The sequence below is a fragment of the Flavonifractor sp. An112 genome (genome assembly GCF_904377885.1).
GTDB lineage: Bacteria > Bacillota > Clostridia > Oscillospirales > Oscillospiraceae > Flavonifractor > Flavonifractor avicola.
Genome location: NZ_CAJFGT010000068.1, coordinates 1 through 13,514 on the forward strand (window position 1 = coordinate 1; position 13,514 = coordinate 13,514).

At 59.6% G+C, this 13,514-nt stretch carries 16 protein-coding genes and 1 riboswitch; of the genes, 6 read left to right on the top strand and 10 right to left on the bottom strand.

Annotation, left to right across the window (positions count from 1 at the left end):
• Window positions 1-611: hypothetical protein (locus tag IHN22_RS10155; RefSeq protein WP_365814096.1), on the top strand; the 611-nt coding region annotated here is incomplete at its 5' end.
• Window positions 612-649: 38 nt separating this feature from the next.
• Complete coding sequence (locus tag IHN22_RS12830) at window positions 650-784, top strand: hypothetical protein (RefSeq protein ID WP_300986342.1); 135 nt, start codon at window positions 650-652, stop codon at window positions 782-784.
• A gap of 40 nt (window positions 785-824) precedes the next feature.
• Here IHN22_RS12830 and IHN22_RS10160 read toward each other — a convergent pair whose 3' ends face one another.
• The 10 genes from IHN22_RS10160 to IHN22_RS10205 form a co-directional block, all read right to left on the bottom strand.
• Window positions 825-2,579 (bottom strand): NADH-dependent [FeFe] hydrogenase, group A6, encoded by a 1,755-nt coding sequence (locus tag IHN22_RS10160; protein ID WP_191435136.1) that lies wholly within the window; start codon window positions 2,577-2,579, stop codon window positions 825-827.
• 14 nt (window positions 2,580-2,593) lie between these two features.
• Window positions 2,594-4,396 (bottom strand): NADH-quinone oxidoreductase subunit NuoF, encoded by a 1,803-nt coding sequence (locus tag IHN22_RS10165; RefSeq protein WP_087187459.1) that lies wholly within the window; start codon window positions 4,394-4,396, stop codon window positions 2,594-2,596.
• A 14-nt stretch (window positions 4,397-4,410) separates the two neighbouring features.
• Window positions 4,411-4,779 carry a (2Fe-2S) ferredoxin domain-containing protein gene (locus tag IHN22_RS10170; protein WP_087187458.1) on the bottom strand — a complete coding sequence of 123 codons (369 nt, stop codon included), beginning with the start codon at window positions 4,777-4,779 and terminating at the stop codon, window positions 4,411-4,413.
• Window positions 4,776-5,333: an ATP-binding protein gene (locus tag IHN22_RS10175; RefSeq protein ID WP_087187468.1), complete on the bottom strand. Its 558-nt coding sequence runs from the start codon at window positions 5,331-5,333 to the stop codon at window positions 4,776-4,778. Before IHN22_RS10175 ends, IHN22_RS10170 begins: the two co-directional genes overlap by 4 nt.
• A 62-nt stretch (window positions 5,334-5,395) precedes the next feature.
• The gene (nuoE, locus tag IHN22_RS10180) at window positions 5,396-5,890 is read right to left on the bottom strand and encodes an NADH-quinone oxidoreductase subunit NuoE (protein WP_087187457.1); all 495 of its coding nucleotides are present in this window, start codon (window positions 5,888-5,890) and stop codon (window positions 5,396-5,398) included.
• 289 nt (window positions 5,891-6,179) lie between these two features.
• Window positions 6,180-6,890, bottom strand: coding sequence for a PHP domain-containing protein (locus tag IHN22_RS10185; protein ID WP_087266399.1), 711 nt, complete (start codon window positions 6,888-6,890; stop codon window positions 6,180-6,182).
• Window positions 6,891-6,922: 32 nt separating this feature from the next.
• Complete coding sequence (locus tag IHN22_RS10190; RefSeq protein WP_191435138.1) at window positions 6,923-7,252, bottom strand: DRTGG domain-containing protein; 330 nt, start codon at window positions 7,250-7,252, stop codon at window positions 6,923-6,925.
• Between the two features lie 75 nt (window positions 7,253-7,327).
• On the bottom strand, window positions 7,328-8,653 hold the full coding sequence (locus IHN22_RS10195) for a [Fe-Fe] hydrogenase large subunit C-terminal domain-containing protein (protein WP_191435140.1): 1,326 nt from the start codon (window positions 8,651-8,653) through the stop codon (window positions 7,328-7,330).
• Window positions 8,654-8,688: 35 nt separating this feature from the next.
• On the bottom strand, window positions 8,689-9,114 hold the full coding sequence (locus IHN22_RS10200) for an ATP-binding protein (protein WP_087330782.1): 426 nt from the start codon (window positions 9,112-9,114) through the stop codon (window positions 8,689-8,691).
• The gene (locus IHN22_RS10205) at window positions 9,101-9,457 is read right to left on the bottom strand and encodes a DRTGG domain-containing protein (RefSeq protein ID WP_087330784.1); all 357 of its coding nucleotides are present in this window, start codon (window positions 9,455-9,457) and stop codon (window positions 9,101-9,103) included. The genes IHN22_RS10200 and IHN22_RS10205 overlap by 14 nt, the downstream gene beginning before the upstream one ends.
• A 266-nt stretch (window positions 9,458-9,723) precedes the next feature.
• Between IHN22_RS10205 and serC the strand changes: the two genes are divergently transcribed.
• The 4 genes from serC to thiW all read left to right on the top strand — a co-directional run.
• Window positions 9,724-10,809 (top strand): 3-phosphoserine/phosphohydroxythreonine transaminase, encoded by a 1,086-nt coding sequence (serC, locus tag IHN22_RS10210; RefSeq protein ID WP_087330787.1) that lies wholly within the window; start codon window positions 9,724-9,726, stop codon window positions 10,807-10,809.
• Between the two features lie 17 nt (window positions 10,810-10,826).
• Window positions 10,827-11,996 (top strand): phosphoglycerate dehydrogenase, encoded by a 1,170-nt coding sequence (locus IHN22_RS10215; RefSeq protein ID WP_087187451.1) that lies wholly within the window; start codon window positions 10,827-10,829, stop codon window positions 11,994-11,996.
• A 31-nt stretch (window positions 11,997-12,027) separates the two neighbouring features.
• Window positions 12,028-12,134, top strand: a riboswitch (TPP riboswitch).
• A gap of 110 nt (window positions 12,135-12,244) precedes the next feature.
• Window positions 12,245-13,063: a bifunctional hydroxymethylpyrimidine kinase/phosphomethylpyrimidine kinase gene (thiD, locus tag IHN22_RS10220; protein ID WP_191435142.1), complete on the top strand. Its 819-nt coding sequence runs from the start codon at window positions 12,245-12,247 to the stop codon at window positions 13,061-13,063.
• Window positions 13,060-13,514 (top strand): energy coupling factor transporter S component ThiW (gene thiW, locus IHN22_RS10225; RefSeq protein ID WP_191435144.1); only part of this gene is annotated, 455 nt, incomplete at its 3' end. The genes thiD and thiW, both read left to right, overlap by 4 nt.

A 13,514-nucleotide genomic window follows, 5' to 3' on the forward strand; every position in this document is an offset into this window, starting at 1 on the left:
TCCTGAACCGGCTGGCGGCGGCGGAGCAATATGAGGCGGTGGCCTGGCTGCTGGGGGAGCCGGTGATTCTGTTCTCCCGGTCCGTGGTGGATGAGAGCGTCCGCCGCAACGCCGAGTTCCAGGGCGAGGCCGGGCTGACCCCCAGGATCATTCGCAGGGCGGAAAGCCACTGCTGTGAATGGTGTGCCAGGCTGGCGGGCACCTACACCTACCCAGATGTGCCCCGGGACGTTTACCGGCGGCATGATTTTTGCCGCTGCGTGGTGGAGTACGACCCGGGAGATGGGAAGCGGCAGAATGTACACACCAAACTGTGGACACGTAGCTCAGCTGATGATACAATGAAGATACAAGATCGACTGTATCCAATTAACCCAGAAACCGGGGAACGCTATGAGCCTCATCCGCTACATATGGATGACAAACAGGTAGGCAAAAAGATCGGCAAACACGCACAGGACTACGGACTAGACCCTGCTGATCCGCAATCGCGGGAGTTGCTACGTGCGAAGATCTTGCGCATCTGTGAACAGGCAGATGAACGTTGTTGGGGTGAATGGCGCGGTCAGGAATGGCCGGTGCTGTTTCACATCCGGGGCCGCAATTTGTAGCGGTAGCGGACCGTGCGTTTGGAAAGGAGAAGAAACCGATGCAGGGGTTATTGCTGAAGGATTTTTATAATCTGAAAAAAACAATGGGACTATTAGCTGTGATGCTGGTGGTGTTCGGAGTGCTCCAGATCACCTACTGCCTGACCTGCATCAGGCTGACCCGCTCCAAATGAGAAAACGGCCAGTCCCCGAAGGGACTGGCCGCTTTTTGTGTTATACCCGATAGCGCTTCTGCTTAATGTAGGAGCAGTGGAGCAGGGCGTGGGCCAAGGGGCTGCCGGGCTCGCCCAGATAGCTGTGATAGACGGTCTGAACCACCGGATTCTTGTGGCTGCGGCGGTACTCCATATCCTGATCCTGCTTGTAAAGCGCTGCGGCACGCAGGGCCTTGATATCGGTAAAGTTGCGTACGTCAGCGTGCTGGATGGGTTGTCCGCCACCGTTGATGCAGCCGCCGGGGCAAGCCATGAACTCCACAAAGTCGTAATGCAGGGTGCCGTCCTTAATACCGTCCAGCACCAGCTTCACGTTGTGAAGGCCGGAGGCCACGCATACACGGACGGTGCGGCCGGGAAGCTCGTAGCTGGCCTCCTTGACGCCCTCCATACCACGGACCTCGTGGTACTCCAGGGGAGCCATACCGTCGCCGGTCAGTTCCTCCACCACAGTGCGGAGAGCAGCCTCCATAACACCGCCAGAGGCGCCGAAGATAGTGGCGGCACCGGTGGAGATGCCCAGCATCTCATCAAACTCACCGTCAGGCAGGTGATCGAAAAGCATTCCGGCCTGGGTGATCATGCGGCCAAGCTCACGGGTGGTGAGAGACACGTCCACCGGCATACAGCCATTGGGCAGCCGCTGTTCCTCACGGCGGACCTCGTACTTCTTGGCGGTACAGGGCATGACAGATACCACGAAGATATCGTGGGGATCGATGCCTGCCTGCTCGGCGTAGTAGGTCTTGACCAGTGCGCCGAACATCTGCTGGGGAGAGCGGCAGGTGGATACGTTGCGGATCATCTCAGGGGCGTGCTGCTCCATATACCGGATCCAACCGGGGGAGCAGGAGGTGATGAGGGGGAGTACTCCGTCGCCGCGCAGCCGGTGGAGGAACTCGGTGCCCTCTTCCATGATGGTGAAGTCGGCAGCGGTATCCACGTCGAATACCTTGTCAAAGCCCAGACGGCGCAGGGCGGTGACCATCTTGCCCTGCACGTTGGTGCCGATGGGCAGGCCGAAGCACTCGCCTAGGGTGACGCGGATGGAGGGGGCGGGACCCACCACAACGTGCTTGGTGGGATCAGCCAGGGCGGCTAACACCTGAGCAGTGTCGTCCTTCTCAGACAGAGCGCCGGTGGGGCAGGCTACGATGCACTGGCCGCAGGACACGCAGTCCACTTCGTTCAGATCCCGGTCAAAGGCGCAGCCAATGTGAGTGGCAAAGCCACGGTCGTTGGGGCCGATGACGCCCACCTCCTGGGTGGCACGGCACACGGCGGTGCAACGGCGGCAGAGGACACACTTGGAGTTGTCCCGCACCAGATGAGGGGCAGAATCTTCAATCTGAGGATACATATTGTCGCTGGCGTAACGCACGGCATCAATACCCAGGTCACTGGCCAGCTGACGCAGCTCACACTGGCTGTTGCGGGGACAGGTGAGGCAGTCCATACGGTGGTTGGAGAGGATCAGTTCCAGGGTGAGCTGGCGGGATTTGCGGACCCGCTCTGTATTGGTGTATACCTCCATACCTTCGGCCACGGGGTAGACGCAGGAGGCCACCAGACTCTTGGCGCCCTTAACCTCCACCACGCAGATGCGGCAGGCACCGATCTCGTTGATGTCCTTCAGAAAGCACAGAGAAGGAATGTTGAAGCCCGCGGAGCGAGCAGCCTCCAGCACCGTGGTCCCAGCGGGAACGGTGACGGGAATATCGTTGATGCGCAGAGATACCATCTTTTCGTCCATGTCCGTTCCCTCCCTTACTGCTTGCTGATGGCGCCAAAGCGGCAGTGATCCATACAGGCGCCGCACTTGATGCACTTGGACTGGTTGATGATATGGGGGGCCCGCACCGCGCCGGAGATGGCGCCAGTGGGACAGCCCTGGGCACAGCGGGTACAGCCCTTACACTTGGCAGGATCCACCACATACTGGATCAGGGCTTTACATACGCCGGCGGGGCAGCGCTTCTCATAGATGTGGGCCTCGTACTCCTCCCGGAAATGCTTCAGGGTGGAGAGCACCGGGTTGGGGGCGGTCTGGCCCAGGCCGCACAGAGCGGACTGCTTGATGTGGTTGCACAGCTCCTCAATGGTGTCCAGATCCTCCGGCTCGCCGTTGCCCTCGGTGATCTTGGTCAGCAGGCCCAGCAGACGTTTGGTGCCGATCCGGCAGGGGGCGCACTTGCCGCAGGACTCGTCCACGATGAACTCCAGATAGAACTTGGCGATGTCCACCATGCAGTTGTCCTCATCCATAACGATGAGGCCGCCGGAACCCATCATGGAGCCGATGGAGGCCAGGGATTCGTAGTCGATGGGGGTATCGATGAGGGAGGCGGGGATACAGCCGCCGGAAGGGCCGCCGGTCTGGGCGGCCTTGAACTTCTTGCCGCCGGGTACGCCGCCGCCGATGTCCTCCACCACGGTACGCAGGGTGGTGCCCATGGGGACCTCCACCAGGCCGGTGTTGGTGATCTTGCCGCCCAGAGCAAAGACCTTGGTGCCCTTGCTCTTCTCGGTGCCGATAGCGGCGAAGGCCTCGGCGCCGTGGTTGAAGATCCAGGTGATGTTGGCGTAGGTTTCCACGTTGTTGAGCAGGGTGGGCCGGTCAAACAGACCCTTTACAGCGGGGAAGGGGGGACGGGTCTTGGGCTCGCCCCGGTGACCCTCGATGGAGCGCATGAGAGCAGTCTCCTCGCCGCAGACGAAAGCGCCGGCGCCCAGCCGCAGCTCCAGGTCGAAGTCAAAGCCGGAATCAAAGATATTCTTGCCCAGCAGGCCGTACTCCTTGGCCTGACCGATGGCGGTCTCCAGCCGCTTGACGGCGATGGGGTACTCGGCCCGGACATAGATGTAGCCCTGGTGAGCGCCCACTGCGTAGCCGGCGATGGTCATGGCCTCAATGATGGTATGGGGATCGCCCTCCAGCACGGAGCGGTCCATAAAGGCGCCGGGGTCACCCTCGTCAGCGTTACAGCAGACGTATTTCACGCCGTCGGGGCTTACTGCGTTGGCGGTGAACTGCCACTTCAGGCCAGTGGGGAAGCCGGCGCCGCCGCGGCCACGGAGGCCGGAGGCCAATACGGTGTCGATGACCTGCTGGGGCGGGATCTGTTCGGTGAGGATCTTGCCCAGGGCGGCGTAGCCGTCCACGCCGATGTACTCGTCGATGCTCTCCGGGTTGATGACGCCGCAGTTGCGCAGGGCGATGCGCTGCTGGTGCTTGTAGAACTGGGTCTCAGTCAGAGAGGTGACAGCGCCCTCCTCGCTGGCGTTCTTATTGAGCAGACGCTTGACAATACGACCCTTGACGATATGCTCGGAGACAATCTCCTCCACGTCGTCTACAGTGACGTGGGTATAGCAGGCACCCTCGGGGTAGATGGTGACGATAGGACCCAGGGCGCACAGGCCGAAGCAGCCGGTGCGGACCACTTTGGCCTCTTTTTCCATACCCTGTGCCACAAGCTGCTTTTCAAATTCCTCAATGATCTTCTGGCTGTTGGAGGAGGAGCAACCGGTGCCGGTACAGACCAGAATGTGGGAACGGATAAAACTCATCTCTTCACCCTCCCTTACTCAGCTGCGCCGATGGTGTAGTCTTCCACCACATGGCCGTTGACCAGATGCTCACTAACAATGGAGGCTACTTTGTCGGGAGTCATCTTCACATAGGTGACCTTTTCCTGACCAGGCACATAGACCTCCACGATGGGCTCCAGACGGCAGACGCCGATGCAGCCGGTCTGGGACACCGTTACATTTTTCAGGTCCCGCTTGTTCACTTCCTCCAGCAAAGCGTTGAGGACAGGGCGGGCGCCGGCGGCAATGCCGCAGGTAGCCATACCCACTACAACGCGGATGCGGTCGTCTCCGGCGTCCCGCAGATCGATCTGGCTGCGCATCCGATCCCGGATGGCCTGCAGTTCTGCAAGTGTTTTCATGCTTTCATCCCCTTATTTTCTCGTAACAGCATTTCTTGTTCCTGGAGATAATCCCTGATCCAGAGGATGACCTCCGGTTCCGCCAGGGAGATCTCAGGGCCCAGCTGAGCCCGCAGCTCTTCTGTGGTCAGCTGGAAACAGTTGTTGTCAATGGTGTGAGTATAGTGCAGCTCCAGCTGGGGCGCGCCCTGGAGCAGGAGGGTGATGGTACCGGCTATGTCGCCTACCGGCGGACAGTCGATATGCGTGGGGCGGAAAAGAGCGGTGACCGTGGTCCCCACGCCCTCCGTGCTGTCAATGGTCAGGCTGCCGCCGGTCTGTTCCACCGCCATACGAAGCAACGGGATTCCCAATCCCATCTTTCTGGTGGTGCGGGTGGTGGTGAAGGGATCGCTGACCTGGGCCAGCAGCTCCGGACTCATGCCCTTGCCGTTGTCCACAATGGTGAAGGTAATGGACTCAGGCGTTTCTGACAGAGTAAGCTCTACCAGAGAGGCCTTGGCGGAAATGGAGTTCTGGGCAATATCCAGAATATGCAGCGCAATTTCTTTCACGTTCATTACCTCCGTGGCCTGACCGACACGCTGTGCGGCTGTTCCGCACGTCTCGCGCTTCTTTACTTATACATATCCAGAATGGGGCCTACCTGATCGGGGGTGAGACGGCCGTACACGTCGTTGTTGATCATCATCACCGGGGCCAGACCGCAGGCGCCCACGCAGCGGCAGGAGTCCAGAGAGAACTTGCCGTCGGCGGTGATGGAGCCGGGGACGATGCCCAGTTTCTGCTCCACAGCGTTCAAAATAGCGGCGGCACCCTTGACGTAACAGGCGGTGCCCAGACAGACCGAGATCTGATATTTTCCCTTGGGATTCAGGGTGAACTGAGCATAAAAAGAGGCCACCCCGTACACTTCGGACAGCGGAATCTCCAGACCTTCCGCCACAATGATCTGTACTTCTTCCGGCAGATAGCCGAAGATTTCCTGGGCGGCCTGGAGAACAGGCATAGTAGCGCCTGGCTGTCCCTTGTGCTCGGCGATGACCTTCCGCAGGCGTTCTTCCTGCTCAGGTGTCCCACGGTAGGGGACCACAGTCTTGCAGTTTGGCATAGGTGCGTCCTTCCTTTCTGAAACAATTAGTTTAGTTTTACTTTCAAGGCACTATTATAGCGAAAAAAAGCCGTTTGTAAAGACTTTCCATGGTTAAAAATACAAAACCATATAGTTCAATTTGAAGTATTGCACAAAAAGGGCGGAGGTAAAAAATAGCCCTGTTGTTACATCAGTACTTTTTCTGATGAGGAGAAAATACGGATGGGGCCAACAGGGCAGTAGTTACTTTATGGAAAGTATAGCACATTAAAGTGCTCTTGTAAAGAAAGTTGTCCGGAGGCCAGGTTCAGACCCGGCAGGCCAGACGCTGAATGACGGCCTGAGGGGTACACTCCGGGAGGTCCAGCATATGCTCCGCACCCCACACCTGATCCAGATAGTGGGCGTCGGAATTGGTGAGCAGCAAAAGATCCTTCAGGTCGGGTCTTTGTGCCAGCTCCGGGGGACAGCGGTGGGACAGCTCGGCAGCGGAGAATCCCATGTCCGGGTCCCAAAGACCCAGTACCCCCAGCAGGGAGAAAGAGGGGCGGTCGATGTGGGAAGGAAAGGCAGTGCCGCCCCAGTGGGATACCAGGCGGGGAACTTCATAGAGGGGAATATCGGTGCTGCCAGCCAGGAAGGCGGTCTCCACACCCAGAATGCCGTCCCCGTCGTCCATCCGCAGCTGTTTGCCAAACCGGTCGGGATTGTTGCGGATCGGAGGGAGGTGCTTGGCGATCTCACTGGAAAAGTCCTCCGCCCGTTCCGGGTCGGGGAAGAGACAGACCACATGGATCTCCTCCTGGGTGCACAGTTCCATGCCGGCCAGGGCGGTGAGGCCGTGAGACTGGGCGGCCCGGCAGAAGGAGGCGCAGTTGCCGCAGCTGTTGTGGTCAGTGAGGGCTACAATCTCCAGCCCGGCCAGGGCGCACATAGCGGCCAGATTGGCGGGGGTCATCTCGTCGCTGCCGCAGGGCGATAAACAAGAATGTAGATGAAGGTCGTAATAAAACTGCAAAGAGATTTCCCCCCTTTCTGGTTAGACTGGTCTTAGGCCAACAGCTGCCCCAAGCGGCAGGCGGCGGCAAAGGTATCCTGGCCCACCCCCAACAGGTTGACCTCTTTTTCCTGGGCACGGCGGAGCAGATCGGCGTCAGGCTGGACCCCTTCGGTCAGAAGCACACAGGCCACATCTGCCATCAGCGCCACCGCGGCCACATTCTGGTTGGACATGATGGTGAGCCAGGCGCAGTCCTGACCAGCACGGCCCATAACCCAGCTGAGCAAATCACCCACGTAGCCGCCGGTTACCGGCCGTTCCGGCTGAGCCAGGTGAAAGACCGTCAGATCCATGAACCGGATCAATTCCTGTACCGTCATACTGGTATGCCTCCTCTGTCTGCTAAAACGAAAGGGCGCGTTACAGAGCATCTGTTCTGCAACGCGCCCAATGGCCTACTTTTTGGTGGGTTCGGTTTGACGGCGGCGGAAGGGGGGCGGCAGATAGTCGTCCGCCTCGTCCTTGCCTGCCATGGAGCGCATCCGCTCCCGCACCTTGAAGATACAATCCTCCACCGTAGCCCGGCCCAGGATCACATCCTCAGCAAAGGCGTGGCAGGACGGGGCGCCGCAGGACCCGCAGTGGAGCCCAGGCAGGTGGGATTCCAGTTCCTGAATCCGCAGCTGCTTGTTCAGGGCAGCCCCCAGGTCCTGGTCCAGAACAAATGTGGGTAAGTACTGTAATTCCTTGTCCCGCCGGACAATATCCCGCTCCGCGCCCTCGAACCGGAAGCGGTTCCGGGATACGGGCTGGCCTTTCATCAGGCTTTTCAGGCGCATCTTGGCGGCGTAGGGGTTTTCCACCGTGAAGCAGCCCCCCACGCACCCCTGGGTGCAGGCGGACAGCTCCAGAAAATCGGCTTCCGGCAGGCGCCCGTCCTCGATTTCCTCCAGCATCCGGATCACATTGTTGATGCCGTCCACCGCCACACAGCGCTCCCGCAGCCGGGCGGCGCTTTCGCCGCCGCAGGATGCCCAGCCCATTCCGATGATACCGGCGGAGGTCATGGGCTCTACGGTCTCCAGGTGCTTCATGGGACTGAGCAGCCGCAGGTAGATATCCCGGATGGCAAAGGCGCCGTCCAGCACCGGGTGGCTCAGGCCCTCGGACTCCCGGGCGGCCGTTACCTTGGAGGAGCAGGGGACGATGGCAAAGACGCCGATCCGCTCCGGCGGCAAGCCGGTCTCCTTGGCTGCCTCCCGCCGGGCCAGGATGGCTGCCAGCTCCATGGGCAGGATCGTGCAGGCCACATGACCCATCAGCTTGGGAAAGCGCATCCGGATGAGCCGGAGTACCGTGGGGCAGGAGGAGGAGATCAGCGGCGTAACAGAAGCCGGACCTTCACAGATACACTGACGCTCAAAGTCAGAGAGCATCTCGGCGGCCTTGGCTACCTCATATACCTTGTGAAAGCCGATCTTTAAAAGCGCGTTGAGCACAATGTCGATGTTGTCCAGATTGTGAAACTGCCCGTAGAGGGCAGGCTCCGGCAGGGCAACGCAGTATTCATACCGGGACAGCACATCCAGACTGTCGCCTACCGACTTGATGGCCTTGTGGGGACAGATGCGGATGCACTCGCCGCAGTCGATGCAGCGGTCGGGCAAAATGGTGGCCTTACGGCCCCGGACGCGAATGGCCTCGGTGGGGCAGCCTTTGATGCAGGAGGTACAGCCCCGGCAACGGCGGCTGTCCAGTACCACGGAATGCTTCATAGCCATGGCACTGCCTTACCTCCCTTCGCCAGAGACATGATTCACTGGGGGATCTTAATTTTGACCGTGACGGTGGTGCCCTTGCCCACCTCAGTGTCAATGGTCATCTCATCGGAATAACGCTTCATGTTGGGCAGACCCATACCGGCGCCGAAGCCCAGCTCCCGGGCGGTGGAACCGGCGGTGGAGTAGCCCTCCTGCATAGCCTGCTCTACATCGGGAATACCGGGGCCGGAATCGATCATGCGGATCACGATCTGGTCCATCTCCACCTCGACTTCAGCCTGGCCGCCGTCAGCGTGGATGACCATGTTGATCTCGCCCTCGTACATACAGATGGAGGCCCTGCGGATCACGTCCTGGGGCAGACCCAGCTTCTTCAGGGTCAGCTTCATTTTGCTGGAGGCCTCGCCGGCTTCAATGAGGTCGCCGCCCTCCACGGGGTACACAAGTCTAATCGTTTCCATCGCAATTCCCTCGCAATCCATTGTAGTAAAGCAGGCCGCAGGCCTCGTACATCCGCTTAGGACAGGTCATGACCACGATGTCCCGTTCCTCGGCCAGACTGAGGATATCCTTGCCCGGCACCTTGCCCCGGACAAAGACGATGCACTTCATCTCCACCATGTCTGCTGTACGGACCACCTGCGGATTGACCAGACCAGTGAGCAAAAGAGCCTGATTCTTGACAAAAGCAAGCACATCGCTCATGAAATCGCTGCCGCAGGCGGACATGACCTCCCGGTCCAGATGATCCTCGCCGCACAATACAGTGGCATTCAGGATCTGTTTGATGTCGGAAAGCAGCATTGCCTTCTCCCCTTCCGTGGGAAAACTAAACTCTCAGTTCATGGGCATTGTACCACAAAACAACTGGAAGTGCAAAGGGTTCGTTGAAACTTTCACAAAGTTTTTGTAATAGACTGCTTGGTTTTGGTGATTCCACGGTATTGACATTGCAGCAGGTTGATGTCTATAATATGCTTTATCAAGATAAAGCGGTCAACTGTATCGCTGCAGAAATACCGCGATCTTGGAGTTTATTTTGAAATTTGGAATCAAGGAGGCCATCTATCATGGGTAACGAGCGAGTGTACAATTTCTCCGCGGGCCCGTCCATGCTGCCGCTGGAAGTACTGGAGCGCGCCGGATCTGAAATCACCAATTATCAGGGTTCCGGTATGTCAGTCATGGAGATGAGTCACCGTTCCAAGGTGTTTCAGAAGATTTTTGACGACACCCAGGCTAAGTTCCGCAAGCTGATGAACGTGCCTGAGGGATATAAGGTGCTGTTCCTGCAGGGCGGCGCATCTTCCCAGTTTTCCATGGCGCCCCTGAACCTGATCGGTAAAACCGGTAAGGCTGACTACGCTGTCACCGGCAACTTCTCCAACATTGCCTATAAGGAGGCCAAGAAGTACGGCGAGATCAATCTGGCCGCCTCCTCCGCCGACAAGAACCATACTTACATCCCCACCCAGGACCAGCTGAAGCTGGACCCCGAGGCCAGCTATTTCTATTACTGCGCCAACAATACCATCTACGGCACCGAGTGGCAGTATGTCCCCGAGACCAATGGGGTGCCCATCGTGTGCGATATGTCCTCTGACATTCTGTCCCGTCCGGTGGATGTGAGCAAGTACGGCATTATCTTTGCCGGTGCTCAGAAGAACATGGCTCCCGCCGGTCTGACGGTGGTCATCATCAAGGAGGATCTGGCCGGCAACGAGCTGCCCTACACCCCCCTGATGATGAACTATAAGACCATGATCGACAAGGATTCCATGTACAACACCCCGCCCTGCTGGTGCATCTACATCCTGGGCCTGGTGCTGGACTGGCTGGAGTCCAAGGGCGGCATCCCCGGCATGGAGGCCATCAAGCACTCCAAGGCCCAGATGCTGTACGATGTGATCGATAACTCCAAGCTGTTCACCTGCGCTGTGGAGCCTGGCTCCCGGTCCGACATGAACGTGGTGTTCCGCACCGGCAATGACGAGCTGGACGCCAAGTTTGTCAAGGAGAGCGTGGAGGCCGGCTTCACCAACCTGAAGGGTCACCGCTCCGTAGGCGGTATGCGCGCTTCCATTTACAACGCCATGCCCACCGAGGGTGTGGAGAAGCTGTGCGACTTCATCAAGGCCTTTGACAAGAACAACTGACGGGAGGTAATGTCATCATGTTTCGCATCAAAACATTGAATAAAATTTCCCCTGCCGGCCTGTCTGTGCTGGATCAGACCCGCTTCTCCGTCAGCGACGACGTGGAGAATGAGGACGGCATTCTGGTCCGCTCCGCCGATATGCACGAGTATCAGTTCCCCGACTCTCTGCGGGCCATTGCCCGTGCGGGCGCCGGTACCAACAATATTCCCATCGACCGCTGTTCCGAGGCGGGCATCGTGGTGTTCAACACCCCCGGCGCCAACGCCAACGCGGTGAAGGAGCTGGCCCTGTGCGCCCTGTTGCTGGCTTCTCGCAAGATCACCGCCGGTGCTGAGTGGGTCAAGGCCCAGGCTGGTGCCGGAGCCGACGTAGAGAAGGTGGTGGAGAAGGGAAAGAGCCAGTTTGTGGGCCCTGAGATCGCCGGCAAGACCCTGGGCGTCATCGGCCTGGGCGCTATCGGCGTGCAGGTGGCCAACATCGCCACCAAACTGGGCATGACCGTGTTCGGCTATGATCCCTTCCTCAGCGTGGACGCAGCCCTGTCCCTGTCCCGGATGGTCCACCGTGCCATGGATCTGGAGACCATCTATAAAAACTGCGATTACATCACCCTCCATGTGCCTCAGACCTCTGAGACCAAGGGTATGATCAATGAGGACGCCTTCCATATGATGAAGGGCGGCGTGCGTATTCTCAACCTGGCCCGCGGCGGTCTGGTCAACGACGACGATATGCTGGCGGCTCTGGATTCCGGCAAGGTGGCCGCTTACGTCACCGACTTCCCCAACAACAAGATCCTCCAGGGCAAGAACGTCATTGCCATCCCCCACCTGGGCGCCTCTACCCCAGAGAGCGAGGAGAACTGCGCTGTCATGGCCGCTCAGGAGTTGAAGGATTACCTGGAAAACGGCAACATCAAGAACTCCGTCAATCTGCCTACCCTGGTGCAGGAGTGGAGCGGTGTGGCCCGGCTGTGCATCATTCACCGGAATATCCCCGGCGCCATCGCCAACATCACCGGCCTGCTGTCCCGGGACGGGGTCAACGTGGAGAACATGACCAACAAGTCCAAGAAGGACTATGCCTACACCGTGGTGGATCTGGGCAGCCGCATCAGCGAGGCGGTGGCCGACGAGATCCGCGCCCTGGAGGGCGTGTTCCGCGTCCGGGTGCTCAATCATTAAGGATTGACAAAAAAGGCGAAACAAGTTAAAATCTTGCGTGCAAGGGAGCTTCCGCGAGGAGGCTGAGAGGAGGGGACAGTCCCTCGACCTGACCTGATTTGGGTAATGCCAACGTAGGGACGCAGCACTATTTCCGTGCGGAGTCTCCTCCGTCCGGAGGAGTTTATTTCACGTACAGAGAAGCGGCAGGTCCCAACGGGACCTGCCGCTTTTGCGTGCCCATCCATCCAGAGAAAGAAGGAACAGCAATGAAATGCGTATTGACCATCGCCGGCAGCGACTCCAGCGGCGGCGCCGGTATCCAGGCTGATCTCAAGACCATGACCTGCCTGGGGGTGTACGGTATGAGCGCCATCACCGCCCTTACCGCCCAGAATACCACCGGCGTCCGGGATGTGCTGGAGGCAACCCCGGAGTTTGTGGGCGAGCAGCTGGACTGCATCTTTGAGGACATCCGGCCCCAGGCCGTGAAGATCGGCATGGTGTCCTCCGCCCCCATCATCAAAGTTATCGGCGCCAAGCTACGGCAGTATGGGGCGGAAAACATCGTGGTGGACCCGGTGATGGTGTCCACCAGCGGCTCCGCCCTGATGCAGGACAGCGCCCTTACAGCCCTGATGGAGGAGCTTTTCCCCCTGGCAGCCATCATCACTCCCAACATCCCCGAGGCCCAGCGGCTGTGCGGCTTTGCCATTGAGACGGAGGAGGATATGCTGCGGGCCGCTGAGACCATCGGGAAAACTATGGAGGGCGCGGTGCTGGTAAAGGGCGGCCATCTGAGCCACAGCGCCGACGATCTGCTGTGGCAGAAGGGCCAGGTCCACTGGTTCCGTTCCCCCCGGGTGGACAACCCCAACAACCACGGCTCCGGCTGTACTCTGTCCTCCGCCATCGCCTCCTTCCTGGCTCTGGGTGAGGAGCTGCCCGGTGCGGTACAGAAGGCCAAGGCCTACATCACCGCCGCCATGGAGGCCAGACTGGACCTGGGCCAGGGCAGCGGCCCCTTGTGGCACAACTACGCCGTCCCGGCGGGGGGCGGCTTCCAACAGGGGAGGGGAGAGGCGTGAGGCAGCAGACCGCCGTCAAAAAGCTGGCCATCGCCAGCCTGCTCACCGCCGTGGCGGTGGTGGGCAGCCTGGTTTCCTTCCCGGTGCTGGGGTCCCGGTGCTCCCCGGTGCAGCACATGGTCAACATCCTGTGCGCCGTGTTTCTGGGCCCCTGGTATGGTGTGGCGTGTGCCTTTGCTGCCAGTTTCTTGCGTAACCTGCTGGGCTTGGGCACCCTGCTGGCCTTCCCCGGCAGCATGGTGGGGGCTCTGGTGTGCGGCCTGACCTATTGGGGCACCCGTAATCTGGGTGCCACCTGTGTGGGCGAGGTCTTTGGCACCGGCATTCTGGGCGGCCTGGCTGCCTGGCCTATTGCCACCCTGATTTTGGGCCAGAGCGTGGCGGTCTACGGCTATATGGGCCCCTTCCTGATTTCCACTGTGGGCGGCTCCATCATTGCCGGGGCAGTACT

Bases quoted from the DNA above. Each gene is read 5' to 3' on its own strand.
- IHN22_RS12830 (WP_300986342.1), top strand. From the start codon at position 650: ATGCAGGGGTTATTGCTGAAGGATTTTTATAATCTGAAAAAAACAATG.
- IHN22_RS10160 (WP_191435136.1), bottom strand. From the start codon at position 2,579: ATGGACGAAAAGATGGTATCTCTGCGCATCAACGATATTCCCGTCACC.
- IHN22_RS10165 (WP_087187459.1), bottom strand. From the start codon at position 4,396: ATGAGTTTTATCCGTTCCCACATTCTGGTCTGTACCGGCACCGGTTGC.
- IHN22_RS10170 (WP_087187458.1), bottom strand. From the start codon at position 4,779: ATGAAAACACTTGCAGAACTGCAGGCCATCCGGGATCGGATGCGCAGC.
- nuoE (WP_087187457.1), bottom strand. From the start codon at position 5,890: ATGCCAAACTGCAAGACTGTGGTCCCCTACCGTGGGACACCTGAGCAG.
- IHN22_RS10190 (WP_191435138.1), bottom strand. From the start codon at position 7,252: ATGACGGTACAGGAATTGATCCGGTTCATGGATCTGACGGTCTTTCAC.
- IHN22_RS10195 (WP_191435140.1), bottom strand. From the start codon at position 8,653: ATGGCTATGAAGCATTCCGTGGTACTGGACAGCCGCCGTTGCCGGGGC.
- IHN22_RS10200 (WP_087330782.1), bottom strand. From the start codon at position 9,114: ATGGAAACGATTAGACTTGTGTACCCCGTGGAGGGCGGCGACCTCATT.
- IHN22_RS10205 (WP_087330784.1), bottom strand. From the start codon at position 9,457: ATGCTGCTTTCCGACATCAAACAGATCCTGAATGCCACTGTATTGTGC.
- serC (WP_087330787.1), top strand. From the start codon at position 9,724: ATGGGTAACGAGCGAGTGTACAATTTCTCCGCGGGCCCGTCCATGCTG.
- IHN22_RS10215 (WP_087187451.1), top strand. From the start codon at position 10,827: ATGTTTCGCATCAAAACATTGAATAAAATTTCCCCTGCCGGCCTGTCT.
- thiD (WP_191435142.1), top strand. From the start codon at position 12,245: ATGAAATGCGTATTGACCATCGCCGGCAGCGACTCCAGCGGCGGCGCC.